Here is a 22,855-nt window from a genome sequence, read left to right as displayed (position 1 = left end):
GGACGCCGCCGTTACGCGACCTTGGGGATGCGAAACGTGCGGCGGGACTTGCCCGCCGAAGGCCGACTTTCAACCTTCGAGCTCCAAACTCCACTTGTCAACGCCGTACACCTGCGATTACGGACCAAGGTCGGCACGTTCTGTCCTGCAGCCTACCGCCATCAGCATCCCGCGGATCGTCGACAACGGCCACCTTCCAGACTTCGCCGCTGCAGCATACCTGCGGGACTACCGCTGGTCGACAACCGGCTGCGCCCGGAGCCGAGGCCGACCAGACCCGGCTCACCCCGTCGCCGACTTGCCGATCACATCCAGTGGGCCGATCACGGCGTAGCGCGCACAGAGAAAGTCCCGGTTACGGCCGAACTCGAGCAGCTGCAGCTCGAACGGGCCGCCGAAGAGCGGCCGACCCGCGCCTAGCGTCACCGGGGCAATCGAGACCAAGATCTCGTCGAGCATATCGGCGGCGGCGAAGTCGGCGGCCAGACCACCGCCGCCGACTACCCACACGTCCCGGCCGGCCGCGGCTTCTTCCAGCTCCGCTCGCCACTCGGCGGGCGCACCCGTGACGATCTCGACCGTCTCGGCAATCGGTGTCTGATCACGGTGGGTGAAGACGAACGTGGGCGTGCCGTCGTACGGCCACGGCGCACCGGTGCCCGCCAGGTGACCGGTCACCCATTCGTAGGTCGTCGCACCCATCACCAGGGCCCCGACGCCCGCCATGAACTCACCTATGTTGAGGAAACCCTGCTCGTCGACGTCGTGGGCGAACAGCCAGTCCAGCGAGTCGCTGTCGTCGGCAAGGAAGCCGTCCAGAGTGGTGGCGGTGTAGTAACGATATCGAGTTGGCATGATCGTCAGCTCTGCTGTGCGTTACCGACCTTCCAGATATCCCAGGGAATGTTCCAGTCACCGAGACCATCGGTTCCCGGCAACGTGCCGCCCTGACTGTTCTTCACGATCGTGATATCTCCGCGCTTGGTGTTGTTGAAAACCCAGATGGCATTGTCCGGGCTGAGATTGAGGCAGCCGTGGCTGGCGTTCGAGTAGCCCTGCTGCCCGATCGACCACGGCGCCGAATGGAAGAAGATGCCGCTGTAGGAAATTCGGGTCGCCCAGTCGACCGGCGTCTTGTAGCCGTCCGGCGAGTTGACCGGAACACCGTACGTCGACGAGTCCATGATGATCCGCTGATGTTTGTCGGCGACGATATAGATCCCGTTGTCGGTAGGCGTACCCGGCTTGCCCATCGAGGTCGGCATCGTATTGATCACCTGGCCGTTTCGCTCGACCACCACCTGCAGCGTGTTGTCGTCGGCAGTCAGCACCACCGCGTCGCCGATCGTGAAGTTCGTATGCAGGTCCTGGGCTCCGTACACCCCGCCACCGAGGTCCTTGCCGTAGACATTCACGTCCACTCGAACCTTCGTGCCCGGATTCCAGAACTTCTCCGGTCGCCAACGCAATTCGGTCGGGCTGATCCAGTAGAAGGCACCGTCGACCTGCGGCTCGGTAACCACCGTGATCGCGTCCTGGACAGCCTTGCGGTCGCCGATCGGCTCATCGAACTGTATGCCGACCGGCTGGCCGATCCCGACCACCTCGTTGTCACTGACATTGAGGTAGGGCTGGGTCAGATTTGCCGGGGCACTTGTGGTGAACCGGAACTCGGTCGTCGAGCGCCCACCGAGGCCGAACGACTCGGCAACCAGTCGGTACTCCTTGTTGTAGCCGAGCGGCTCGGTGCTCGCCCAGGACAGGGCGTCCGCAGCGAGCGCGCCCTGCACCGGCCGACCCTCCGGGTTCAACACGGTGACCTGGGCGAACTTACCGTCCTCGACCTGCGCCGTGACCGGCTCGGCAACCGATACCCCGACGGCTCCGTCGACGAAGTTCGCGGTCACCCGCGGCTTGATCATCTCGGTGAACGGATTGGGGTCGATCGCGGTCACCGGCGCATCACTTCCGGCTGTGCACGCGGCGCCGAACAGCACCACCGCCAACACTGCCGGAAGAAAACCCGTCAGCGATCTCCGCGGCGTCCAGGACACGCGACGCTGCTTCATGTCGAGCTCACTTTCACGTACCGGCCCCCGCCCCGCCCCCGATGACGAACGAATCGCCACCCGAACCGCCGCGGCTGCTGCCCCAATTGTGCCCGTCCCCCGACCGCGCAAGCCGGGTACACGAGCGTCTCCCTCTGGAATCGGACATCTCCCAGAGTGCCGTGCGCGTTAGCACCAGCGCATCCGGCGCCATCGATTTCACATCCGTCCGGCCGACATGTATGGTCTGATTCCGCTACGCGGTCTCGGCGACGAGCACGCGCAGGCGCCATTAGCTCAATTGGCAGAGCAGCTGACTCTTAATCAGCGGGTTCGGGGTTCGAGTCCCTGATGGCGCACACTCTCCGGCCCGTCTGGCTCCCCGCGACCGAGGACCGCGTACTCGAAGCTGATCCCGGCCGCACGGCAGATGGCCTCGATCTCGTCGATCGTCATGTCGGTCCGGCCGACAAGCCGGCGGCTGATCGCCGTCTGCGTCATCCCGATCTGCCGCGCGACCGTCGACGCGCTGATCCGGCGGCCAGCGAGCTGCTCCCGGATCCGCCGCGCGACGGCCTCGGATCGTGACTTGCCGATCCGCGGCGCCGATTCGTCCTGCTCGCCCCGACCGGGCATTACCTCGAATGCTCTGCTCACGCCGCGAGATTAACACCTACGCGACTAATACCGACAGATGTCGCCTTGTGTCGACACGCCCGACCCGAACACGCATCCCACGATTCAGGCGATAATTACCTGACAATGCGCCTCGTGAATACTCAGGCGGTGGACGCACCGACATACGCCGAGCAGGTGGCCGGGAACATCCGCGCCGAGGTAGCACGCGCCAAGCTCGCACAGACAACGATCGCCGACGCACTCGGCCTCACCCAGACAGCCGTGTCCAGGCGACTCCGAGGGGCCACCGAGTGGGCCCTCTCCGACCTCCCCCGCATCGCGGAACTGCTCGGCACCACCGTCGCCGACCTCGTCACCGTCACCCCGCCCGACGCCTGAACAGGCGAACCCGCCGCGGGGTGGAGTCGCGCGACATCCCCACGGCGGGCCGGGTCCCTTCGGAACCAAACCAGGAGTCTATCCATGCACCCACCTCGCTCCGACCAGCTCGTACCGGACGGTGATCTCCACGACTGGGCCGCGGTCGCTACCGATATGGCGATCGCGTCGACCCGTGCGGCCACCCGGATCGGTCTGCACGCCGCGGTCCACGCCGACAAGGCCGTGCAGCTGTCGTGCCCGGAACGCTCCGCCCACCTCGAAGACGCCAAGGTGGCCGCCGGTCTGGCGCGTGACCTGCACGCACTCGCCGACCTCGACGCTGCCCGTTCCGACCTCGACCCGATCGTCGTCGACCACGGGGTGATCCGCCGATGACTGCACGCCGGATCGTGGTCGTCGACCTCGAAACGACCAGCGTCGACCCGGACCGCGCGGTGCCGCTCGAGATCGCCGCCGTCGAGTACAAGCCGGACGCCCCCGCCCGCCGCGGGCAGGTAGTCGAGTACGTGCCCCCGTGGAACCCGCACGTCCTCGCCGCCGCCGATCCGGTCGCGCTTGCCGTGAACCGCTACTACGAGCGGCGGGTGTTCGAACGAACTGTTCCCCCGGAGGATGCGGCCGCCGCGGACCTCGAGCTGTTCGAGCTGCTCGCCGGCGCGACGCTCGCCGGCGCCAACGCCGCCTACGACGCGACCGTCCTGCGCCGCTACCTCGCCCAGGCCGACTACGAGTTCACCGCCGCCGCGCCCTGGCATTACCGGTTGCTCGACGTCGAGGTCGCGACTGCCGCGATCCACGGCTTCGGCGACGGCATCCCCAGCCTGCGGCGCTGCCGCGAACTCTGGGACCTCCCCGCCCAAGCCGACGCGCACACCGCGCTCGCCGACGCGATCGCCGCGCACGAAGTGCTCGCCGCGATCCTCGACCACCGAGGCGGGCAGCGATGAACGTCATCGATCCTCGCGCTGCTCGAGCAGCTGCTCGATCCGTGGCGAGTCCACCCGATCGGACTCGGCACCGTCGTCGGCTGGTGGCCGTGGTGACCGCCGCTGCCGAGGAGCGGCACGATGGGTGACCGCACCAGCATCGAGTGGACCGATGCCTCATGGAATCCGGTCACCGGCTGCACGAAGGTGTCGCCCGGCTGCGACCACTGCTACGCCGAGACGATCGCGCACCGGTTCGCCGGCACCAAGGCGTACCCGGCGGGGTTCGCGGTGACGCTACGCCCGGAACGGCTCGATCAGCCGATCCGCTGGGCCCGGACTCGGCGCGTGTTCGTCAACAGCATGTCGGACCTGTTCCACCGCGACATCCCGGACGACTACATCGCCCAGGTCTGGGCGCGGATGGCCGCGTCGCGCCGGCACACGTTCCAGGTGCTTACCAAGCGGCCAGCGCGGATGCGGGCGCTCCTGCGGTCCGCCAATTTCGTGGAACTGGTGCACCGCAAATGGATCGAGCGCCCGCAGCAACCGCCGTCCTGGCGGTGGCCACTGCCGAACGTATGGGGTGGCGTGTCCGTCGAGTCGCAGCAGTGGGCCGAGAACCGGATACCGATCCTGCTCGACACCCCGCTCGCGATCCGGTTCGTGTCCGCTGAGCCGCTGCTCGGGCCGCTCGATCTCGCTGGTTGGCTGCATGATTCGACGTGCGCGTACCGCGCCGAGGACGTGTGCACCTGCTACCCGCCCTACGAGGACTGCATCGACTGGGTCATCGCTGGCGGCGAGTCCGGGACCGGCGCACGCCCGATGCATCCCGACTGGGCGCGGTCACTGCGCGACCAGTGCGCCACCAGCCGCGCCGCGTTCCACTTCAAGCAGTGGGGCGAGTGGTACCCCGGCCGTGTCGTCGCCGACGACACGATGTCCGGCGGTGCCTACTACACCGGCAGCCCCGTTGTCGGTGGGCAGCTCGCGGTCTCGTCGCCGAACGTGCACGACTTCGGCGGCGGTGTCGGCGCATACCGGATCGGGAAGCGGCTGGCCGGCCGCGAGCTGGACGGCCGCACCTGGGATGAATACCCACCGGCGGTAGCTCGGTGACCGCCGCGTGTGACCGGTGCGGTCGGTCGTCGCCGCGCCTGAGACGCGGACTGTGCGCCGCCTGCTACGGGACCCGCCGCGAACGGGACATCGCGTACGGCCGCTGGGAGTCGCAGCGTGTCCCCGCCGACCCCGTCCGCGCGCACGTCGCCGCCCTGCGGGCGGCCGGCATGTCGCTGGCCGTGATCCGCGCCCGAGCCGGGGTGTCCCGCACCGCACTCTCAGCGCTGCGTCTCGGCCGCCCCGAACGCGGCACACCACCCCCGGCCTACGTGATGGCCGGCACCGCCCGCGCGGTCCTCGCTGTCCCGATCCCCGGCGACCCCGCTCAGGTGGCCGCGCGCGGCGCGCTCGTCGACGCGACCGGCGCCCGTCGCCGCCTCCGGGCGCTCGTCGCCGCCGGCTGGACCCACACCGAACTCGCCCACCGGCTCGGCACGACCGTGTCGCACGTCGGTCGAACCCTGCACGCCGACCGCGTCACGGCGCGGCGCGCCGACGACATCGCGAAGCTGTACGCCGAATTGCAGATGCGGCCCGGTCCCTCCGTTCGGGCTCGCCGGCACGCCGCCCGCCACGACTGGCCGCTGCCGCTCGAATGGGACGAGGACACGATCGACGATCCGGACACCGAACCGGTTCGGTCCAGGCACACCGCGGCCTCGACCCGGCGGGAGCGGATCGAGCGGGTGGCGGAGCTGACCGCTGCCGGCCTGTCCGCGAAGCGGATCGCCGACCGGCTCGGCGTCACACAGCGCGCCGTCACCAGGTACCGGCGCGCGGGAGCGGTCGCATGATCGAGCCCGGATCAACCGAGCATCGGCGGCTGATCTCACCGTCGAAGGTCGCCGCGATCCTCGGCCTGTCCAGGTGGGAATCGGCGTACCGGTTGTGGCACCGGATGAAAGGGCTTGTGCCGGACGAGCCGGACAGCGACGTGTTCGCCGCCGGCCACGCCTACGAGCCGGCGCTCGCCTACCTGTGGTGCCGCGAAAACCCGGGCTGGCAGCTGTCGCCGGGCGAGGTGCAGGTCCGCGCGGACCTCGGATTCCCGGCCGTCGCCACCCTCGACCGCCGCGGCCGCCGCGGCCGCGCCCGCCGGGTGGTGCAGTTCAAGACCGCCCGCGACCTGTCGGATTGGGGCGACTACTTCACCGATCTCGACAGTGCGCCAGCCGATTACGCGGTGCAGGTGCTCGCCGAGATGCACATCTCCGGCTACACCCGGCTCCCCGCTCACCTGATGGTGATGGGCCCGTACTTCCGGTGGCACACCTACGTGATCCCGTACGACCCCGTCGTGTGCATGCACATCGAGCAACGCTGCCAACAGTTCTGGGACTCCCTGCAAGCGGATGACCCGCCGCCGCTGGACGATTCGACCGCCACCTACGAGGCGGTCCGGGAGCTACATCCCGACATCGACGGATCGACCGCTGTCATCGACCCCGCGCTGGCCGCCGACTGGCTCGACGCCGACCGCGCCGAGAAGGACGCCAAGAAGCGGCTTACCGGGCTCAAGACCCGGGTGCTCGAGCAGATGGGCAACGCGCAACGCGGCATCGCCAGCGGCCTCCTCGCCGGCGTCCCCAACGAGCTCAAGGTCGCGAGACGCCAGCCGTCCAGCCGGGGCAGTGTGTCGCTCTACCCCGAAACCAAGACCAGCACAACCGATCTGAGAGGACTCGCGAAGTGACAGACCCCACCACCACGACAACCGACGTGCGAGAGGGGGCAACAGCCGACCCGGCCGCGGACCTGCTGAACCCGCAACCCGCTGCACCCGTCCCCGCGGTCCGCGAAGTGTCCAGCGAGCTCGTCATCGCCCCCGGCCAGCGCGAGTTCACGCCGCGCCAACTGGCCGTGCTGCGCCAGCTCGGGATCGAGGACGCCTCGCAAGAGGATGTCGACCTGTTCTTCCACCGCTGCCAGGTCACCGGCCTCGACCCGTTCTCGCGGCAGATCTACATGATCGGCCGCAACACCCAGGTCGCCACCTACGAGCCGGTCAACCCAGACGAGCCGGACGGGCAGAAACGCAAGGTCGTCCGGTGGGTCACCAAGTACACGATCCAGACCGGCATCGACGGCTACCGGCTGAACGGGCAACGCGCCGCCCGCAAGCTCGGCCACCCGAAGCCCGAAACAAAGGCGTGGCTCTGGCGCGGCACCGAAACCGGCTGGGAAGACGCCTGGATGGGCACCGAGCCGCCAGCGGCGGCGAAGGTCACGATCGTCGCCGACGGCGTCGAGCACACCGCCGTGTGCATGTACGCCGAGTACGTCCAGACGGTGAAGGTCGACGGCGCGAACCGCCCGAACAGCATGTGGTCGAAGATGCCGGCCAACCAGATCGGCAAGTGCACCGAGGCAGCAGCGTGGCGCAAGGCGTACCCCGACGACTTCGCGGACCTGGTGCTCGAGGACGCCGCGCACGTCGTCGTCGACGAGGACGGTGTCGTGCAGGGTGTCGATACCACCCCGGAGACCGGGCAGCGCGCACCGCGGCGGGGCACCGCCGGCGTCCGCGACGCTCTCGGCATCACCGACCCACCCTCGGAAGCGGGCGAGAAACCGGACAACCAGCAGCCAGGTAGCAGCACCTCGACGCAGGTCCGCACCCTCGGCCAGCTCCTCACGAAAGAGGGCACACCGAAAGGCGAATGGCTGACCTGGCTCAGCGGGCAGGTCCGCCGCGACATCACCAAGCCCGGCGACCTCAGCCACGCCGAGGCTGCCGAGCTGATCCAGTTCCTGCAGGCCGAGCAGGCCAAGGACGCTGAGAAGGGCCACAGCTGATGGCCCGGATCAACGACCAGCTCGTGATGCAGCTCGTCGAGGACGACACGCTCGGCTACCTGGGTGTCGTGTTCCTCGAGGAGGAGACCGCCGCCGAATGCGTCGTCCCTGTCGACGCACTGCCGGAGTTCCTAGCGATGGTGGCCGGCGCTCGCGACCGCGGTGAGCCGGTCACGGTCGGCGACCCGGACGCCGGCGAACAGTCGATCGTGCTCGCCGCCGCGGACCTCAAGAAGGTCGCCGCGTTCGGCGGGTACTTCGCCCGCACCATCGACCAGACCACCCGCTGAAACACGAACGGAGACAACCCAGCATGAACGCTCAACAACCCCTGATCGAAGCCGCGCGGCTCCGGTTCAACGGCATGTCTCGCGACAGCCTGGAAGACCCGCCGGACCTCGACGAGGAAGTCGTGTTCACCGTCCGTGCGCGCTGCAAGAAGCAGGAGCGGGAGCGGATGAAGGACGGCGAGATCCGGCTCGTCGCGATCATGGAGGTCGTCGACGTCCACGTCGGCGGCACGATGCCCGATCGGGACGACGAGGGCCCCACTCTGTTCGACGACGAACCCGACGACGATGCCGAGTAGCCCGCCGACGTGCACGCGGTGCGGCCGGCCTATCAACGCGCACGGCCAGCTGTGCCACGACTGCCGGCAGGGAACGAACCGCGGCCGCGCTCGCTGGGTGGCTGTCGCCGCTGCGGCGGGTCTGCTGCTACTCCCGGGATGCGGGCGGCAGGTCCACGACCGGTGCCTGGTCGACGGGAAGGACCGCACCACGACCGTCCGGGACGGTAAGCAGGCCAGCGACATGCGCGTGTACACCACGTGCGGGACGTTCACCGTCACCGACAACTGGGTGTCCGGCAACCGGTCGGCCGACCTCTACGGATCGCTCCGTGAGGGCCGCACGTACCGGTTCGAGACCACGGGGTACCGGAGCGGGTTGCTGTCCCAGTTCCCGACCATCGTTGCGGCACAAGAAGTCGGGCCTTGATCGGGCTGGGGGCGGGACGACGAGTGAGAGGACGCGTGTATGGACCCGTCACCCGAGCCGATCGAGCGGTTCGCTTGGGAGCGGGTGGTGCGCCGAGTCCGAATGCCGAAGGCGCACAAGTATCTGGGGCTGGTGCTGGCAACGTACGCAGACGCGGACGGCTCGTCGATCAGGCCGGGTGTGGACCGGCTCGCGCGGGTCACCGACACGTCCACAGCGACCGTGAAACGCGGTCTGGCGTGGCTGCGGGAGGCGGGGTTCGTCGAGCGCACGCGGCAGGGAAACCGGTGGGCGAAATCGGCCGACGAGTACCGGCTCACCGTGCCGCCGGACGTCCTCGACATGGACATTCTGAGCGTCGACGAGGACTGAGTCTATGGCTCACGGGTGAGCCCCAGACTCGGCCGTCCACTCGAAAGTCTGGGGCTCACTGGTGATCCCCAGACTCGATGCCGAACTGCCAGTCTATGGCTCACTGGTGATCCATAGACACGCCCGGGATCTCGAAAGTCTGGGGATCATTTTCGGCGTGTCTATGGATCAAATTTCAAAGTCTGGGGCTCATTTCGGCCAAGTCTGGGGATCACAGCTGTGATCCCCCACCAATAACCAACCCACTTACACCAACCACCTGGGCACCAATACAGATCACGTTCTCGACGTAACTCACAACCGCGCGCGAGCACCTCGACCGAAGGACCCCGAATGACGACCCACCCCGCACCCGCCGAGCCAGCGCCCGACCCCGCTGCGGTCCTCGCGGCGATCGCCGACATGCGACCGCCCCTGAGCCTGTGGCTCGACGTAGCCGCGCGCCGAGCGCTCGCCCACGCGAAGCACGGCGCCCGCTCGATCGAGCACCTGGAATCCCCCGACCCGGCCTGGCTACCCGTCCTCGTCGAGGAGATCGGCGAAGTCGCGAACTCGCTGACCTACGACGGCCACACCACCGGCATCCGCGACGAGCTGCTCGACGTGCTCGCTGTCGCCTCGGCGTGGATCGACGCCATCGACCGGGCGGCCAGCGATGGCGCCTGATCTCGAACACGCTCAGCTGCAAGAGCTCGCGATCACCGTCGACTGCCGGCAACCCGGCTGCGCGCAGCCGGCCGGCGTGCTGTGCGTGAACGTCCACACCGGCGAGCTGCTGCGGAGGCTGCCGGCGCATCCGCTCCGCATCCGCGACGCACGGAAAGCGGCGAACCGGTGACCGCGCCGACACCGGCTGAGGTCGCAGCGATGGACGAGAGCGGCATCGACCCGACGCCGCTGCTCGGCGACGGCGCTCAGACCCGGCTGTTCGAGATGGCGGACCACCTGGACCGACTCGCCGCTCGGGTGTCGGCGTGACCCGGATCGTGGGTGTCGACCCGTCGCTCGTCGGGACCGGCATCGCGGTCCTGCCGCACCCGTCGACCGCCGCACCCGAGCTGGTGCCGACGCTGGTCACGATCGGCGAGACCGGGTCGGACCGGGACACCGTCGCGACGACAGCACGCCGGATCGCCCGGACCACGCGCGCGGTCCTGCAACGCGTCCCGACCGACACCGAGATCGCGTTGGCGGTGATCGAGGGCCTGCCATACGGCACCGAAGGCGGCCGCCACGAAGAACGCGCCGCGCTGTGGTGGGGCATCGCCGCCGGCCTCACCCAGCGGCGCATCCCGATCGCGGTGTGCAACACCACACACCGCGCCATCTGGGCATCGGGGTCGGGTCGCGGCGACAAGGCCGTCTGCACCGCCGCGATCAAAGCGCTGTGGACGAACGTCGTCGTCAGGGACCACAACCAAGCCGACGCGCTGATCGTCGCGCACATGGCCGCACAGCGCCTCGGGTGGTTCCCGATCGAGCACCCGCAGCACGACATCGCGAACCGCATGACCTGGCCGGCCGGCCTCCCCGACGTCCTACCACCAGCACCACCCAAACCACCGAAGACCACGACGAAGGGCACCCGACGATGACGATCACCGACACCCCAGTCAGCGACCCCGAGGTGCACGAGCAGAAGCCCGATGCACTCCGCGAGGAGACGAGCCGTCACGCCGCCAGCCTGGACTGCGTCCCGACCCCGATCTACGACCAGCTGATCACCGACCTCGGCATCGACCCCGATCGCGAGGACCAGTGACCGCCGCGACCGTCGTCGAGCGGATCGCCGCGGTGGTCCGCGCCGGCCTCGCCGACCAGATCCCCGACGCGAAGGTCGTCGACGTCGACGTCGACCAGCTCGCCGCCGCGATCGCCGCAGAGCTGGAGCTCCAACACCACACCAGCACAGCGGGCGGCTTCCAGTACGGCATCCACCCCATGACACCACCATTGGACTACCCACCGACCTACGAGATCGAATCGTGGTCCACCCGGTCCTGGCCGGTCGACCCGGACGCGTTCGAGGCGTACGTGCAGTGGCACCGCGACCGCGGCGCCGAAGGACTCCGCCTGTGGCAAGCGGGATCGACGCTCCCGCTCCCGGACCATCCGTGACCGGACCTGCTTGCTCGGCGTGCCGTCGTCCGACCCCCGACGGTGTCGTGTTGTGCACCGCCTGTTTCGGGCAACTCGTCACCGCGCTCCGATCGGTGCCCGGTGTGGTCGCCGATATCGCCGTCGCGGCAGCGCGCCTCGACCGGGCCACACCAGGCCGGATCGGCGGCAGGTCCGCCGACACACCGCTCCCCGAGCGTCTCGGTCTCCGTAAGCCGGTCGCCGACCTCGCCGACGTCGTCCGCCGATGGGCGATCATCACCGCCGCCGGCCACCAGGTGTGCCCATCCCGCCGGCACCTCACCGAGCTCGCCCTCGAAGCCCGCGACCAGCAGCACCGGCCGCGCGACCCCGCCGCGCTCGCGCTGATCCCGGTCCAACCCGTGGAAATCCACGCCCTCTGGCTCGCCCACCACCCCGCCTGGCTCCGCGGACACCCCAGCATCGGAGACGCGCACCAGCAGATCACCACGGCAGTCGCGCGGGCACGCGCCGCCTGCGACCGCCCGCAGCTGCGGTTCTACGGCTGGTGCCGCACCCGCGACACCGCACACGAGCAGCAATGCGGCGCCGAACTGTACGCCGCCACCGACGCCGACCTCGTCGCATGCCGACGCTGCGGAACGAAACACCCCGGCGACCAACTCCGCGACCAACTCCTGATGGACGCCCGCAGCGCGCTCGCCACCCGCGAGGAACTCCTCGCCGTCCTCCACGTCTACACCGGCACACCAGTCCCCGCAGGCACCTTCTACAGCTGGCGATCCCGCGGCCGGCTACGCCCCGCCGGCTGGCTCCACCGCGACGAACGATACGGCGACCGCATCACCGACCACTGGATCTCACGCACCGACCCACCCGTATTCCGCGTCGGCGACGCCCTCGCACTGCTCGACAAAACCCCAAGCACCACAACGGAATAGGACCATCCTGTGTCCCACGACGAAGACACATCCCGCTGGGCCGTACCCGCCACCATCGCGCCGTCGATCGGCCTCACCGCCTGGGCCTGGACCGGACAATGGGCCTGGATCGTCACCGGCCTCGCGGTCATGGTGATCATCGCCGGCGTCTCCGTGCACTACCCGCGCCGGCCACGATGAGAGCACACCCGGCCTCCGACTACGAACAGTTCGCCCGAGCAATGGAAGGATTCCAGCGCGCCGCCCAGGCCCTCGCCGTCCAGGCCGCCCTCGGCGTGCTGATGCGCGGCGACCTCCCCGAAGCGACCGAGATCCTCGGCAAGCTCAAACCCGACACGCTGCGCTCACTGTCCGTCGCGGCGAAAACCCTCGCCGACCTCGCCGACCACGAACTCACCCGACGGCGACCAGCGCGCTGAGTGGACAACCCCACTGACCTGCATGCAAGATGTCACTGCAGGCGGACTCCGTGTGCCCACACCACGGACCAGCCGGCCACCCCACGATTCCCCAAGCTGCACCCCCGCTGCGCGTCAACCACACCCGAACCCGGCCGCCGAGCGACGACCGGGACAACGGGAACGGAAAGCGCACCCAGCCTCACACCCCCACGCCCAACCGGGCGCGGGTCCCGAACAGTGAGGTCGTAAAGCCGGACCAACTTCACCGGCCGTGAAAGCTGCGCACAGCCGGGGGGTGCAGCCCCCGGGGACAAGAAGGGCCACACACCCCCGTGGGATCGAAGAACTCACGCGCACTCCGCGAAATCGACCGCACCCTACGAGCACGCCAAGGGCCCTGCTGGATCTGCGGCCACCCCATCGACTACACCCGCCCCTACCACCGCGAAGACGGCACCTGCGACCCCGACGCCTTCACCATCGAACACATCCACCCACGCTCCACTCACCCACACCTCGAACACGACCCCGGCAACTGCGTCCCCGCACACGCACGCTGCAACAAACAACGCGGCAACCGCCCCTACCACCCCAACCTCGGCACCCCAACCCAAGACTGGTAGCCACCGGGGTATAGGGGTCCAAATCACCGAACAGCCGCCGTCCCTTGCCATCCGGGCGGATGTGATCCCCCCCCCCGGCGGCTCGGCCGGGGTGGGGGGGTTCGCGCGCGCGAGAGCGCCCCGGCCTGCGGGGTTGCTGGCCGGGGCGCTCCGAGTGGGGGGTGGGCGGGGGGGGGTCTACAGGCAGCCGAGGGTGCGGTAGCCGAGGATCGTGCCGGTCGCGGGGTCGGTGACCTCGTCGAGGGGGAACAGCAGGTCGCCGCGGTGGCCAGCGAGGACTTCGGCGATTTCGCGGGTGACGACATACCAGGTGCCGGGGGTGGGGGCTGGGATCCCGACGGGGCGTGCGGGTTCGATGTCGACGACGATCGCGCCGTCGAGGAATCCGGGCGGCGCGTAGGGGGTGGTGCGGTTCTCGGCGAGGCGGGCGGGTTGGGTGGCTGCGGGGAGCTGCCGGACGACTTGTCGGTCGTCGGTGTAGATGGCGATGGCGCGGTCGGTGAGGTTGACGAGTCCGGTCATGGCTGCTGTTGGCTCCGTGGGCTTGTCGGTGTCGGTGAAGGTGCCGCGTAGGCGTTCGATGAGCTGGTCGGCGTGGGTCATTTCGCCGGTGTCGTCGGTCGGGCCGACGAACACGATGGGCCCGACGAGCTGGTCGTAGCTGTGGCCGGTCCAGCCGTCGAGCGCGGCGATGGTCTCGGCGAGGCAGTTCCGGGGCAGGCCCTTGAGCTTGCCTTCGTCGTCGAGGATCATGTTCGACGATCGGAGGGTGACGGCTTGAATCCAGGCGCCGCCTGCTGCGGCTTGCAGTGATGCGAGGTCGCGCCCGATAGTGCGGATGGTGATGATGTCGAGGTCTGGCCAGGTCTGTACGACGCGGATCTTGGTCATTGGGTGAGTCCTTCGGCGAGTCGGCGGATGCGGGTGTCGACGTAGTCGCGCCAGTGCGGGTAGGCGGCGTCGGGTGCGCCGCGGGTTTCGGCTTCGAGTGCGGATGCATGGTCGGCGGCGTCGAGGATCGATAGCAGTTCGGCGGCGATCGCTTCGCGGGTGCGGCGCTTGATCGGTCCGTGTCGGTTCATCGGTCGCCCTCGGTGTCGACACCGAGGGCGGTGCGGAGGTAGTCGTAGGCGCGGGCTTTGCGGACTACGCCGGCCATGATCTTGCTTCCGGTGGCGCGTACGCGGCGGTCGCCTGCGCGGTCGCCTGCGCGTTCGGCTGCGTCGAGCAGTTCGCGGATCTCGCCGGTTGTCCACGGGCGGGTCATCGGGTGCTCGCTCGACGGCCGCTGTGGCTGGCCGCTATTGCCGCTGCTGCTGCGGCCGCAGCGATGTAGCCGGCCACGCCGGCCCACACGTGCTGTCCGGTGACGAGCAGCGCGACCGCGAACAGTGTGAGCGCTGCGGTGGTCAGCAGGCAGAGGCGGTAGGCGGTGGCGGCCCGAGTGCGGCGATGCCGGTGTCGGCCGGTCACCGCTGGTCCTCCCGCCACATGGCCCAGGTGATGTAGCCCCAGGCGGCGGTCCAGAACGCGGCGACGAGCGCGGCGTCGTGGCGGCCGAGCAGGTGGAACACGACGGTGGCCGCGACGAGCAACGCCAGGAACGCAGCCGGCCGGGCAGTCGTTCCCCGCGGGTAGCTGGTGGTCATCGGTCGGACACCTCGCGGTTGCGGTGGCAGTTGCGGTCGCACCAGGCGCACCTGTCGCTGCCGTTCGCTGCGGGGACGTCGGCGTACGAGTGGGCGCGTCGGCCGTCGAGGGTGGCCGTCGAGAAGTGGATGTGTGCCAGGCATTCGCACTGGCCGGGTGGGTGCTGCTGGTCGGTGGGCATGGGCGCGACTCCATTTCGTGGTGTGGCGTGACGGTTCTCACGCCACACAGCAACGTACACGATATTCGACTATCTAGTCGGATATCGCCTATCTAGGGCGCGCTCGGGCGTTCGGGCGCTCGGGCGCGAAGGGTGAGAGGTGATGGCGGATGCCGGGACCGAGCAGGCGGGCGGGGAAGCTGACCACTGCGGTTCGCGCGTCGGTAGCTGCAATGGATTGGCTCACCGACGCCGACAAGGCGGCCGTCGAGCTGGCGACCCAGTACGCGCGGCAGATCGAGGCCGGTGTCGCCGAGGGTGGGCAGGACGCGACGAAGGCGCTGTACCTCGGCCCGCACCTGCTGCGGACGCTCGCCGACCTGGGTGGCACGCCGGCTGGCCGCGGTGTGATCGGGAACCGGCCGGCGCGGTCGCCGGCGCGCAGCGAGCCGGCGCGTGACGACGACGGAGACACCACCGACGACGACGACAGCGCCGACAGCGCCGACAGCGCCGGGTCGGCGCTCGCGCGGCTCCGCGAGAAACGGTCGCGCCGAACCGCTTGAAGGCCGCACCGAGCCGCGAATCTGGACGCGGCCGCTGCGGGAGCTGACGCCGGAGACATCGCTCGGTTGGGACTGCATCGCGTTCGCCGAGGACGTCCTCGGGATCGAGCTGTACCGGTGGCAGAAGTGGGTCCTGATCCACGCGCTGGAGTTGCTGCCGGACGGCACTTTCCGTTTCCGGACGGTGGTGCTGCTGGTCGGGCGGCAGAACGGCAAGTCGACGCTGTTGATGGTGCTGGTGCTGTGGCGCATGTTCGTCGAGGCGGCGCCGTTGACGATCGGGACCGCGCAGAACCTCGACGTGTCCGAGGAGCTGTGGGCCGACACGCTCGAGCTCGTACGGGACGTGCCGGATCTGTCGGTCGAGGTGCCGCCCCGGAACGTGAAGACGGGCAACAGCAAGAAGGTGTTCTGGCTGCGGTCGGGTGAGCGGTACAAGGTGGCCACCGCGTCCCGGAAAGGTGGCCGCGGATTGTCCGGGGACCTGGTCCTCATGGATGAGCTGCGGGAGCACACCACGTTCGCGTCGTGGTCCGCGGTGTCGAAGACGACGCTGGCCCGGTTGCGGGCTCAGGTGTGGGGCGTGTCGAACGCCGGCGACGCGCTGAGCGTGGTGCTGCGCCGGCTGCGGGCGCTCGCGCACCAGGCGCTCGGCTGGCCGGACGGCGACGACGACGCACCGACGCTCGGTGTCGTGCACCTCCAGCTCGATGCCGAGCAGGCCGCCGAGCTGGAGCGTGACGGCGACAGCCTGGGGATCTTCGAGTACAGCGCGCCGCCGGGGGTCGACATCTTCGACCGGCAATGGTGGCCGTGGGCGAACCCGTCGCTCGGTTATCCGCGGGCGGACGGTTCGGGGCTGACGGAACGGGCGATCGCCGCGGCTGCGCGCACGGACCCGGAGGACGTGTTCCGCACCGAGGTGCTGTGCCAGTGGGTGACGGGCGCCGGGCACGGCCCGTTCCCGAAGGGTCGGTGGCTGGACCGACTCGACCCCGATTCGGGGCTCGGCCGCAAGGCGAAGGTGTGGGCGTGCGTCGACGTGTCGCACGACCGGTCGATGACCTACATCGCGTTCGGCGGGTGGCGGAAGGACGGCACCCGGCATGGTGAGGTCGTCGCCCAGCGCGCCGGCACCGACTGGGTCGTCGACTGGTTGACCGGGACCCGGCGTCGGCGGGACCGGATCGTCGCGGTCGCGGTCGCCGGAACGGGCGCCCCGGTGGTGTCGCTGCTGCCGGCGCTGCACGAGTCGGGGCTGACCGTGATCGAGATGTCGATCACCGATCAGGCCGCGGCGTGTGGTATCGCGTTCGACCTCGTCGACGGCGGCGGTGTGGCGCGGGTCGCCCAGCCGGTCCTCGACGTCGCCGCGACGACCGCCGCCGTGAAACCGGTTCGGGACGCGTGGGTGATCGACCGGGCGCGGTCGCCGGCGGACGCGGCTCCGCTGATCGCGTGGATCGGGGCGCTGTGGTGCATGGACAAGGCCGAGCTCGACCAGGACTCGGTGTACGAGGACAACGACCTGATGGTGGTGTGATGTGACGGACTGGCTGCTCGCGGCGATCCTCGTCGTGGTCGCCGCGGCCGCGGTCGCCGAGCTGGCGCGGCGCGTCGGCGCGGGTCGGCATCTGCACCGGCGGCGGGTCGTGGTGAATCTCCGGTCCGGCAACGCGGTCGGCGGGGTCATCACCAGCTCGGTCGGCCGCTACTACACGGTCTCGGACGCGCAGATCCACGAACTCGGTCAGCCGGCGCCGGTGCCGGCTGACGGCGCGATCGTGATCGCGAAGGACCACGTCGACTACGTGCAGGTGCTCTGATGTCGTTCGTCGTGTCGGAGGGGACGCTGCGGGGACTGTCCCGGCCGGAGCTCCCGCCGGTCGCGCAGATCAAGCTCGTCGACGGTGTCGCCCAGCATTACCACGAGATCTGGCGGTCGCAGCCGGCGGTGCGCACGGTGACCAGTTTCCTCGGCAGGAACATCGCGCAGCTCGGGTTGCACACGTTCGCGCGGCGCAGCGACACCGAACGGGAGCGGCTGACCGATCACCCGCTGGCCGTGCTGTTGGGCCGGCCGAACGGTTGGACGACGACGTACCGAGCGTTGGACGCGCTCGTGCAGGACTACGCGATCTTCGACGTCGCGTACTGGCAGAAACTCGCCGCGGCGGACGGGCGCCTCGCGCTGGTCCGGCTGCCGCCGCCGATGGTCACCCCGAAGGGTGAGAACTGGCTGTACCCGGAGAAGTTCGAGCTGGCCGGGTCGAAGGGTAAGAAGGAGATCCCCGCCGATCAGGTGGTGTTCTTCCGCGGCTACAACCCGATGAGCAACGCGACCGGGGTGTCTCCGCTGGAATCGCTGCGCGTCATCCTCGCCGAGGAGTACGAAGCGTCTCGGATGCGGGAGAGCGTGCTCCGCAACGGTGCCCGCTTGTCCGGGTACCTGGAGCGTCCGCGGGACGCCAAGGACTGGTCAGGGAAGGCGCGGGAACGGTTCCGCGAATCGTGGCGGTCGCAGTACTCCGGCGGCGGGCCGCAGGCCGGCGGCACACCGATCCTCGAGGACGGGATGACGTTCCGTCCGGTCGCGCAGACCGCGAAGGACCTCCAGTACGTGGAGGGCCGGAAACTGACCAGGGAGGAAGTCGCGTCGGCCTATTTCATCCCGCCGCCGATGGTCGGGATCTTGGATCACGCAACGTTCTCGAACATCACCGAGCAGCACAAGATGCTGTACCAGGACACGCTCGGCCCGTGGCTGACGATGATCGCGCAGGAGATCGCGCTCCAGCTGATCCCCGATCTCGACGCCGCCGCGGTCGACCTGTACGTCGAGTTCAACCTCGCCGAGAAGATGCGCGGCAACTTCGAGGAACGCGCGGATTCCACCGTCAAGGCGGTCGGCTCGCCGTGGATGACGGTGAACGAGGCACGCGCACTGGACAACCGGCCACCACTCGACGGCGGTGACGAGCTGGTGCGGCCGTTGAACGTCACCCAGAACGGCGACCAGGACCCGATCCCGGCCGAACCCGACGAAGGCACCGACCCGGCGTTCGTGCCCGCACCCACGCCCGACGACGACGAGAACGACCCTGAGGACGAGTGATGCTGACCAAGGACGCACCCGTACGGGTGAAGGCCGGCCCGGACGACGGGCTCGAGGAAGGCGAGTTCACCGCCTACGCCAGCGTGTTCGGCAACCGCGACAGCTACGGCGACGTCGTGATGCCGGGCGCGTTCGCGAACACCATCACCGCGTGGGCGAAGTCGGACGACCTGATCCCGCTGCTGTTCGGACACAACATGTCCGACCCCGACTACAACATCGGGCACCTGATCACCGCCGAGGAGGACGACACCGGCCTGCTGGTGCACGCCCGCCTCGACCTCCAGAATCCCAAGAGCGCGCAAACCTACCGGCTGCTGAAAGGCCGCCGCATCCGGCAGATGTCGTTCGCCTACGACGTGATCGAAGGCGGCTGGGAACAGCGGAAGAAAAACCCCGACGATGACGGCGAGAACCCCGACGTCGAGGAGTTCTACGCGCTGCGTGAACTCAAGCTGTACGAGGTGTCGGTCGTGACGATCGGCGCCAACCAGGACACCGAGATCTTGGCCGTGAAGTCGATCCCACGGGTCGCCGACCAGCTGACCGCCGGCATGAAAGCCGGCCGGGTGCTGTCGGCGAAGAACGAGGGCGAGATCCGCACCGCCCACGAAGCTCTGGGCCGAGTGCTCGAAGCGCTCGACACCACCGAAGACGAGGACAAGGCCAGCGGCCGCGGCCCGTCCCGCAAGAGCGACAGCTCGGGCGGGGCCAGCCAGGAGCCGTCCGTCACGGACTCGGCACTGCACGCACTGGACGCGCTCGACATCGAGCTGAGCGCACTCACCGCCGAGGAGGCACCCACACCATGAGCACCACCACGATCAGCAAGATCGCGGACCTGCGGGCCCGCGCGGCCGCGGCAGCGAAGTCCGCGCGCGACATCGCGGAGAAGGCCGACGGCGAGGACCGGTCGATGACCGACGCCGAGAAGACCGACTTCGACGCGCACATGAAGCAGGGACGCGAGCTGCTCGACGCGTTGATGGCGGCGAAGTCCGACGCCGACATCCTCGCGCAGGCCCGCAAGCTCGCCGAGGACATCGGGGAGCCGGCTGCCGGCGACGTCGACGCGCAGGGCCAGGTCCCGATCCGGGAGCGGGTGAAGTCGCTCGGCCTCCAGGTCGTCGAGTCGCAGGCGTACAAGGACCTGCTGGAGCCGTTCGGCGGTCCCGGTCACCGGATCCCCGACAAGACGCGGATCCAGTCCCAGCCGATCCCGATCAAGGGCCTGTTCGTCGGTGGTACCGACACCAGCGCCGGCGCGTTCGTGGTCAACGAGCAGACCGGCATCGTGGAGATGCTGGGCCGCAAGCCGCTCACGATCCGGTCGCTGATCTCGGTGCGCCGCACCGCGTCGGACACGGTCGAGTACGTCGCGCAGACCAGCCACACCAACTCTGCGGCGGTGGTGCCGGAGGCGACCAGCTCGGCCGCGCCGACCGCGCCCGGCAGCGCGGGGCCGCTGGTGCGGAACCCGGGCGGCGGGTACAAGCCCGAGGGGTCGTGGGCGTTCGAGCGGCGGACCGCGGTCGTGAAGACGATCGCCGAATGGGTGCCGTCGACGAAGCGTGCGCTGGCGGACGTCGGTCAGCTCGAAGGGTTGATCAACGACGAGCTCCGCGCCGACATCAGCGAGGCCGAGGAGAACCAGATCCTCGCCGGCAACGGTGTCGGGGACAACTTCACCGGTGTGTTGAACACCTCGGGTATCCAGGCGCAGGCATTCGACACCGACATCTTCACGACCGTTCGGCGGGCGATCACCAAGGCCCGAGTGGTGGGACGGTCGAACCCGACCGCGCTGGTCGTGAATCCGGCGCAGGCGGAGGAGATCGACCTGACCCGCGACGAGCAGGGCAGGTTCTTCTACGGCGGCCCGCAGGCAGTCGGCCCGCGGACCCTGTGGGGTGTCCCGCTGGTCGAGTCCGAGACCATGCCCGCCGGGACCGGCGCGCTGGCCGACTGGTCGAAGGCCGTCCTGTGGGACCGGGAGGAGACCACGGTCACCATGTCGGACTCGCACGAGGATTTCTTCGTCCGGAACATGGTCGCCGTCCTTGCAGAGGAGCGGTGCGCGTTCGCGGTCACCCGTCCGTCCGCGTTCGTGTCCGTCGACCTGGCCGCCTGAGCCCGGTCGTAGCCGAGAGAGGGAGAAATTCGCATGGCTGAGCTACACACCTACGACGTCGAGGTCAACGGGTACGCGACCCGGGTGAAGCTGACCGCGGAGGACGCCGAGAAGCGTGGCCTGACCGACGCCGACAAGGTGAAGGTGACCCGCAAGTCCCGCACCGCGGCGAACAAGTCCCGCACCGCGGCGAACAAGTCCCCCGGCCCGGCCGATCCCGGCTCAGGCTCGGGCGATCCGGGCACGGCGACCGACCCGGCCGCGGGCGAGTAGGGCAAGGCCGCGGCGATGACCTCACCGGACGCACTGCTGGTCACCGAAACCGATGTCGCCGCCTTCGTCGACGAAGACGACGACACGTACCAGCAGCAGCGGATCGCCGAGGTCGTCGCCGCGGTGCGCACCTACTGCGGCTGGCACATCGCCCCCGCCCGGACCGAGACGCTCGTCGTCGACGGCCCGGGCGGGCCGGTGCTCCAGCTGCCCACGCTGCACGTCACCGCGGTCGAATCGGTGACCGAACTCGGGAAACCGCTCACGGCCAGCGCCGGCTACAGCTGGTCCGCACGCGGGTCCCTGCGCCGACAGCCACGCGGAACGTGGTGGACCGACGAGTACCGGGCGATCGAGGTCCGGCTCACCCACGGCCACCCGGTGGCGCCGGCCGACATCGTCGGTGTCGTCATGGACCGGGCGCTCACCGCCGCCGCATCCCCGGCGGGGCAGCCTGCGGAGAAGATGGGTCCGTTCGAGTTCGGCGGCAGCGCCGGCACCGCGGCCGCGTTCCTCGACTCGCAGTACGCGATCCTCGACCGGTACCGGCTGGAGCCCCCGCCGTGAGCGAGACCGTGCAGCGTTACCGGCCCACGACCGGCCGCGGCGGCGTCGACGACCTCGACGACCCCGCACCCTGGACCGGCCCGGCACCGTTGCGGGCACGGGCGGTCGAGCCTGGCCCACCACGGGACCGCGCGATCCGCGGCCGCAACGGCGAGACGATCGCCTGGACGGTGTACTTCCTGCCGGCGCCCGACCTCACCGGCGAGGACGAGCTGGTCGTCCGCGGCGACCGGTGCCGCGTCCAGATTCTCGACTGGCGGTCCCCGTACACCACGAGGACCGGGCTCGTCGCACTGTGCACGCTGGGCCGCGGCTGATGGCCGACGTGAAGGTCGACTTCCGGCTCGACGGCGCCGGCGTCCGCGAGGTCCTGACCGGGCTCACCGAATCGCTCGTCGACGACGTCGCCGAGCAGATCGCCGAACGGGTCCGCGGGATCGTCGGCGACGACATCCCTGTCGTCGTCACCTACGACGACACCGATCGGGCCGCCGCGTCGGTCATGATCGCGCACCCGACCGGCGCGCACCTGCAAGCCACCACCGGCGCGCTGACCCGCGCAGCCGGGCAGCTCGGGCTCACGGTCGGCCCGGCATGAGTTCGCCGGTGTGGGTGCCGACCGATCCGCTGCCCGCGCTACGCGAGTTCCTCGCCGAGCGGTGGGCCGAACGGGACCCGCGGCCGCGGGTAGCGCTGAACCTGTCGTCGGACTGGACCCGCCACACCGGCCCGGAGGTCGTCCTCGCCGACGACTCCGGGCCGATGCGATGGCCGGTCGAGACGCTGCCGCAGCTGCGGGTGACCGTCTACGCCGGCGGCCGCAGCATCGCCCGCGACGTCGCCGGCGTCACCCTCGGCTGGCTGCTGTGCCTCCGGGTCCCCGGGATCGCGAAGATCCTGCCCGGCGCCGCGCTCATCGACGCACGCGACCCGGACACCACCGGGCACGTCGCGTCGTTTACCGTCCGCGCCCGCGTCCGGACCCACGAGCTCGACTGAGTACCGGACTAATCGCACCACCTCGATAGACCACCACCCCTCTC

The 22,855-nt window shown here is 69.5% G+C and carries 41 protein-coding genes and 1 tRNA gene; 33 read left to right on the top strand and 9 right to left on the bottom strand.

Annotated elements, in window-relative coordinates:
- Positions 1-282: 282 nt before the first annotated feature.
- Together KV203_RS05735 and KV203_RS05730 are read right to left on the bottom strand one after the other, a co-directional pair.
- Positions 283-855: a dihydrofolate reductase family protein gene (locus KV203_RS05735; RefSeq protein ID WP_066469176.1), complete on the bottom strand. Its 573-nt coding sequence runs from the start codon at positions 853-855 to the stop codon at positions 283-285.
- A gap of 5 nt (positions 856-860) precedes the next feature.
- Positions 861-2,069 carry a L,D-transpeptidase gene (locus KV203_RS05730; RefSeq protein WP_066469179.1) on the bottom strand — a complete coding sequence of 403 codons (1,209 nt, stop codon included), beginning with the start codon at positions 2,067-2,069 and terminating at the stop codon, positions 861-863.
- Positions 2,070-2,334: 265 nt separating this feature from the next.
- On the opposite strand from KV203_RS05730, the gene KV203_RS05725 reads away from it, so the two are divergent.
- Positions 2,335-2,407 (top strand) — tRNA-Lys (locus KV203_RS05725).
- Here the strand turns inward: KV203_RS05725 and KV203_RS05720 are convergent.
- Positions 2,373-2,705: a helix-turn-helix domain-containing protein gene (locus KV203_RS05720; RefSeq protein ID WP_246600606.1), complete on the bottom strand. Its 333-nt coding sequence runs from the start codon at positions 2,703-2,705 to the stop codon at positions 2,373-2,375. The two genes, KV203_RS05725 and KV203_RS05720, sit on opposite strands and share 35 nt — an antisense overlap.
- Positions 2,706-2,819: 114 nt before the next feature.
- Here KV203_RS05720 and KV203_RS05715 point away from each other — a divergent pair, with 114 nt between their 5' ends.
- From KV203_RS05715 to KV203_RS05615, 21 genes are all read left to right on the top strand, one after another.
- The gene (locus tag KV203_RS05715) at positions 2,820-3,065 is read left to right on the top strand and encodes a helix-turn-helix domain-containing protein (protein WP_218821017.1); all 246 of its coding nucleotides are present in this window, start codon (positions 2,820-2,822) and stop codon (positions 3,063-3,065) included.
- An 84-nt stretch (positions 3,066-3,149) separates the two neighbouring features.
- Positions 3,150-3,443 (top strand): hypothetical protein, encoded by a 294-nt coding sequence (locus KV203_RS05710; protein WP_066474925.1) that lies wholly within the window; start codon positions 3,150-3,152, stop codon positions 3,441-3,443.
- Positions 3,440-4,015, top strand: coding sequence for a 3'-5' exonuclease (locus KV203_RS05705; RefSeq protein WP_066474919.1), 576 nt, complete (start codon positions 3,440-3,442; stop codon positions 4,013-4,015). Before KV203_RS05710 ends, KV203_RS05705 begins: the two co-directional genes overlap by 4 nt.
- 120 nt (positions 4,016-4,135) lie before the next feature.
- Entirely contained in the window at positions 4,136-5,116 is a 981-nt protein-coding gene (locus KV203_RS05700) for a DUF5131 family protein (protein ID WP_066474917.1), read from the top strand.
- On the top strand, positions 5,113-5,913 hold the full coding sequence (locus KV203_RS05695) for a helix-turn-helix domain-containing protein (protein WP_066474915.1): 801 nt from the start codon (positions 5,113-5,115) through the stop codon (positions 5,911-5,913). The genes KV203_RS05700 and KV203_RS05695 overlap by 4 nt, the downstream gene beginning before the upstream one ends.
- Positions 5,910-6,812, top strand: coding sequence for a YqaJ viral recombinase family protein (locus tag KV203_RS05690; protein WP_066474913.1), 903 nt, complete (start codon positions 5,910-5,912; stop codon positions 6,810-6,812). Before KV203_RS05695 ends, KV203_RS05690 begins: the two co-directional genes overlap by 4 nt.
- Positions 6,809-7,915 carry a recombinase RecT gene (locus KV203_RS05685; protein ID WP_066474912.1) on the top strand — a complete coding sequence of 369 codons (1,107 nt, stop codon included), beginning with the start codon at positions 6,809-6,811 and terminating at the stop codon, positions 7,913-7,915. The genes KV203_RS05690 and KV203_RS05685 overlap by 4 nt, the downstream gene beginning before the upstream one ends.
- Complete coding sequence (locus tag KV203_RS05680) at positions 7,915-8,205, top strand: hypothetical protein (RefSeq protein WP_066474911.1); 291 nt, start codon at positions 7,915-7,917, stop codon at positions 8,203-8,205. Before KV203_RS05685 ends, KV203_RS05680 begins: the two co-directional genes overlap by 1 nt.
- 23 nt (positions 8,206-8,228) lie before the next feature.
- Positions 8,229-8,504, top strand: coding sequence for a hypothetical protein (locus tag KV203_RS05675; RefSeq protein ID WP_066474910.1), 276 nt, complete (start codon positions 8,229-8,231; stop codon positions 8,502-8,504).
- Positions 8,505-8,601: 97 nt separating this feature from the next.
- Complete coding sequence (locus tag KV203_RS05670; RefSeq protein ID WP_066474909.1) at positions 8,602-8,913, top strand: hypothetical protein; 312 nt, start codon at positions 8,602-8,604, stop codon at positions 8,911-8,913.
- A gap of 39 nt (positions 8,914-8,952) precedes the next feature.
- Positions 8,953-9,285, top strand: a complete 333-nt coding sequence (locus KV203_RS05665) for a winged helix-turn-helix domain-containing protein (RefSeq protein WP_066474906.1) — start codon at positions 8,953-8,955, stop codon at positions 9,283-9,285.
- Positions 9,286-9,618: 333 nt separating this feature from the next.
- Positions 9,619-9,951, top strand: a complete 333-nt coding sequence (locus KV203_RS05660; protein WP_066474903.1) for a nucleoside triphosphate pyrophosphohydrolase family protein — start codon at positions 9,619-9,621, stop codon at positions 9,949-9,951.
- Positions 9,941-10,123 carry a hypothetical protein gene (locus tag KV203_RS05655; protein WP_066474889.1) on the top strand — a complete coding sequence of 61 codons (183 nt, stop codon included), beginning with the start codon at positions 9,941-9,943 and terminating at the stop codon, positions 10,121-10,123. The genes KV203_RS05660 and KV203_RS05655 overlap by 11 nt, the downstream gene beginning before the upstream one ends.
- Entirely contained in the window at positions 10,120-10,263 is a 144-nt protein-coding gene (locus KV203_RS05650; protein WP_157079992.1) for a hypothetical protein, read from the top strand. Before KV203_RS05655 ends, KV203_RS05650 begins: the two co-directional genes overlap by 4 nt.
- Entirely contained in the window at positions 10,260-10,880 is a 621-nt protein-coding gene (locus KV203_RS05645) for a hypothetical protein (protein ID WP_066474886.1), read from the top strand. The genes KV203_RS05650 and KV203_RS05645 overlap by 4 nt, the downstream gene beginning before the upstream one ends.
- Positions 10,877-11,047 carry a hypothetical protein gene (locus tag KV203_RS05640; protein ID WP_157079991.1) on the top strand — a complete coding sequence of 57 codons (171 nt, stop codon included), beginning with the start codon at positions 10,877-10,879 and terminating at the stop codon, positions 11,045-11,047. Before KV203_RS05645 ends, KV203_RS05640 begins: the two co-directional genes overlap by 4 nt.
- The gene (locus KV203_RS05635) at positions 11,044-11,403 is read left to right on the top strand and encodes a hypothetical protein (protein ID WP_066474884.1); all 360 of its coding nucleotides are present in this window, start codon (positions 11,044-11,046) and stop codon (positions 11,401-11,403) included. The genes KV203_RS05640 and KV203_RS05635 overlap by 4 nt, the downstream gene beginning before the upstream one ends.
- A complete protein-coding gene (locus tag KV203_RS05630; RefSeq protein ID WP_157079990.1) occupies positions 11,400-12,326 on the top strand; it encodes a hypothetical protein in 927 nt (308 codons plus the stop codon). Before KV203_RS05635 ends, KV203_RS05630 begins: the two co-directional genes overlap by 4 nt.
- A gap of 9 nt (positions 12,327-12,335) precedes the next feature.
- Positions 12,336-12,506 carry a hypothetical protein gene (locus tag KV203_RS05625; protein WP_157079989.1) on the top strand — a complete coding sequence of 57 codons (171 nt, stop codon included), beginning with the start codon at positions 12,336-12,338 and terminating at the stop codon, positions 12,504-12,506.
- Entirely contained in the window at positions 12,503-12,745 is a 243-nt protein-coding gene (locus KV203_RS05620; protein WP_157079988.1) for a hypothetical protein, read from the top strand. Before KV203_RS05625 ends, KV203_RS05620 begins: the two co-directional genes overlap by 4 nt.
- A gap of 314 nt (positions 12,746-13,059) precedes the next feature.
- Complete coding sequence (locus KV203_RS05615; RefSeq protein ID WP_157079987.1) at positions 13,060-13,350, top strand: HNH endonuclease; 291 nt, start codon at positions 13,060-13,062, stop codon at positions 13,348-13,350.
- 177 nt (positions 13,351-13,527) lie between these two features.
- On the opposite strand, the gene KV203_RS05610 is transcribed toward KV203_RS05615, so the two are convergent.
- The 6 genes from KV203_RS05610 to KV203_RS05585 are packed head-to-tail and all read right to left on the bottom strand — an operon-like array spanning position 13,528 to position 15,181.
- Positions 13,528-14,241 (bottom strand): DUF3846 domain-containing protein, encoded by a 714-nt coding sequence (locus tag KV203_RS05610; protein ID WP_066474874.1) that lies wholly within the window; start codon positions 14,239-14,241, stop codon positions 13,528-13,530.
- On the bottom strand, positions 14,238-14,432 hold the full coding sequence (locus KV203_RS05605) for a hypothetical protein (RefSeq protein ID WP_066474871.1): 195 nt from the start codon (positions 14,430-14,432) through the stop codon (positions 14,238-14,240). Before KV203_RS05605 ends, KV203_RS05610 begins: the two co-directional genes overlap by 4 nt.
- Positions 14,429-14,617 (bottom strand): hypothetical protein, encoded by a 189-nt coding sequence (locus tag KV203_RS05600; RefSeq protein ID WP_066474867.1) that lies wholly within the window; start codon positions 14,615-14,617, stop codon positions 14,429-14,431. Before KV203_RS05600 ends, KV203_RS05605 begins: the two co-directional genes overlap by 4 nt.
- A complete protein-coding gene (locus KV203_RS05595) occupies positions 14,614-14,823 on the bottom strand; it encodes a hypothetical protein (protein ID WP_066474864.1) in 210 nt (69 codons plus the stop codon). The genes KV203_RS05600 and KV203_RS05595 overlap by 4 nt, the downstream gene beginning before the upstream one ends.
- Entirely contained in the window at positions 14,820-14,999 is a 180-nt protein-coding gene (locus KV203_RS05590) for a hypothetical protein (RefSeq protein WP_157079986.1), read from the bottom strand. The genes KV203_RS05595 and KV203_RS05590 overlap by 4 nt, the downstream gene beginning before the upstream one ends.
- Positions 14,996-15,181 (bottom strand): hypothetical protein, encoded by a 186-nt coding sequence (locus KV203_RS05585; protein ID WP_218821016.1) that lies wholly within the window; start codon positions 15,179-15,181, stop codon positions 14,996-14,998. Before KV203_RS05585 ends, KV203_RS05590 begins: the two co-directional genes overlap by 4 nt.
- Before the next feature lie 149 nt (positions 15,182-15,330).
- Between KV203_RS05585 and KV203_RS05580 the strand changes: the two genes are divergently transcribed.
- From KV203_RS05580 to KV203_RS05530, 11 genes are read left to right on the top strand one after another with little or no spacing between them, the layout of a single operon-like run.
- Entirely contained in the window at positions 15,331-15,726 is a 396-nt protein-coding gene (locus tag KV203_RS05580; protein ID WP_157079985.1) for a terminase small subunit, read from the top strand.
- Entirely contained in the window at positions 15,617-17,269 is a 1,653-nt protein-coding gene (locus KV203_RS05575) for a terminase (protein WP_169797558.1), read from the top strand. Before KV203_RS05580 ends, KV203_RS05575 begins: the two co-directional genes overlap by 110 nt.
- A 1-nt stretch (position 17,270) precedes the next feature.
- On the top strand, positions 17,271-17,552 hold the full coding sequence (locus KV203_RS05570) for a hypothetical protein (protein WP_066474850.1): 282 nt from the start codon (positions 17,271-17,273) through the stop codon (positions 17,550-17,552).
- Positions 17,552-18,841 carry a phage portal protein gene (locus KV203_RS05565; protein WP_066474845.1) on the top strand — a complete coding sequence of 430 codons (1,290 nt, stop codon included), beginning with the start codon at positions 17,552-17,554 and terminating at the stop codon, positions 18,839-18,841. Before KV203_RS05570 ends, KV203_RS05565 begins: the two co-directional genes overlap by 1 nt.
- Entirely contained in the window at positions 18,841-19,653 is an 813-nt protein-coding gene (locus KV203_RS05560; RefSeq protein WP_066474844.1) for an HK97 family phage prohead protease, read from the top strand. Before KV203_RS05565 ends, KV203_RS05560 begins: the two co-directional genes overlap by 1 nt.
- Positions 19,650-20,972 (top strand): phage major capsid protein, encoded by a 1,323-nt coding sequence (locus tag KV203_RS05555; protein ID WP_066474842.1) that lies wholly within the window; start codon positions 19,650-19,652, stop codon positions 20,970-20,972. Before KV203_RS05560 ends, KV203_RS05555 begins: the two co-directional genes overlap by 4 nt.
- Positions 20,973-21,005: 33 nt before the next feature.
- Complete coding sequence (locus tag KV203_RS05550; protein ID WP_066474838.1) at positions 21,006-21,245, top strand: hypothetical protein; 240 nt, start codon at positions 21,006-21,008, stop codon at positions 21,243-21,245.
- A gap of 15 nt (positions 21,246-21,260) precedes the next feature.
- Positions 21,261-21,812, top strand: a complete 552-nt coding sequence (locus tag KV203_RS05545) for a hypothetical protein (protein ID WP_066474836.1) — start codon at positions 21,261-21,263, stop codon at positions 21,810-21,812.
- Positions 21,809-22,129: a hypothetical protein gene (locus KV203_RS05540; RefSeq protein ID WP_066474835.1), complete on the top strand. Its 321-nt coding sequence runs from the start codon at positions 21,809-21,811 to the stop codon at positions 22,127-22,129. Before KV203_RS05545 ends, KV203_RS05540 begins: the two co-directional genes overlap by 4 nt.
- Positions 22,129-22,410: a hypothetical protein gene (locus KV203_RS05535; RefSeq protein ID WP_217996019.1), complete on the top strand. Its 282-nt coding sequence runs from the start codon at positions 22,129-22,131 to the stop codon at positions 22,408-22,410. Before KV203_RS05540 ends, KV203_RS05535 begins: the two co-directional genes overlap by 1 nt.
- Positions 22,407-22,811 (top strand): hypothetical protein, encoded by a 405-nt coding sequence (locus KV203_RS05530; protein ID WP_066474833.1) that lies wholly within the window; start codon positions 22,407-22,409, stop codon positions 22,809-22,811. The genes KV203_RS05535 and KV203_RS05530 overlap by 4 nt, the downstream gene beginning before the upstream one ends.
- Positions 22,812-22,855 lie beyond the last annotated feature (44 nt).

Source organism: Skermania piniformis, from assembly GCF_019285775.1.
GTDB lineage: Bacteria > Actinomycetota > Actinomycetes > Mycobacteriales > Mycobacteriaceae > Skermania > Skermania pinensis.
Note: the sequence above shows the minus strand (reverse complement) of the source record. Positions and strands in the feature narration are given on the sequence as shown.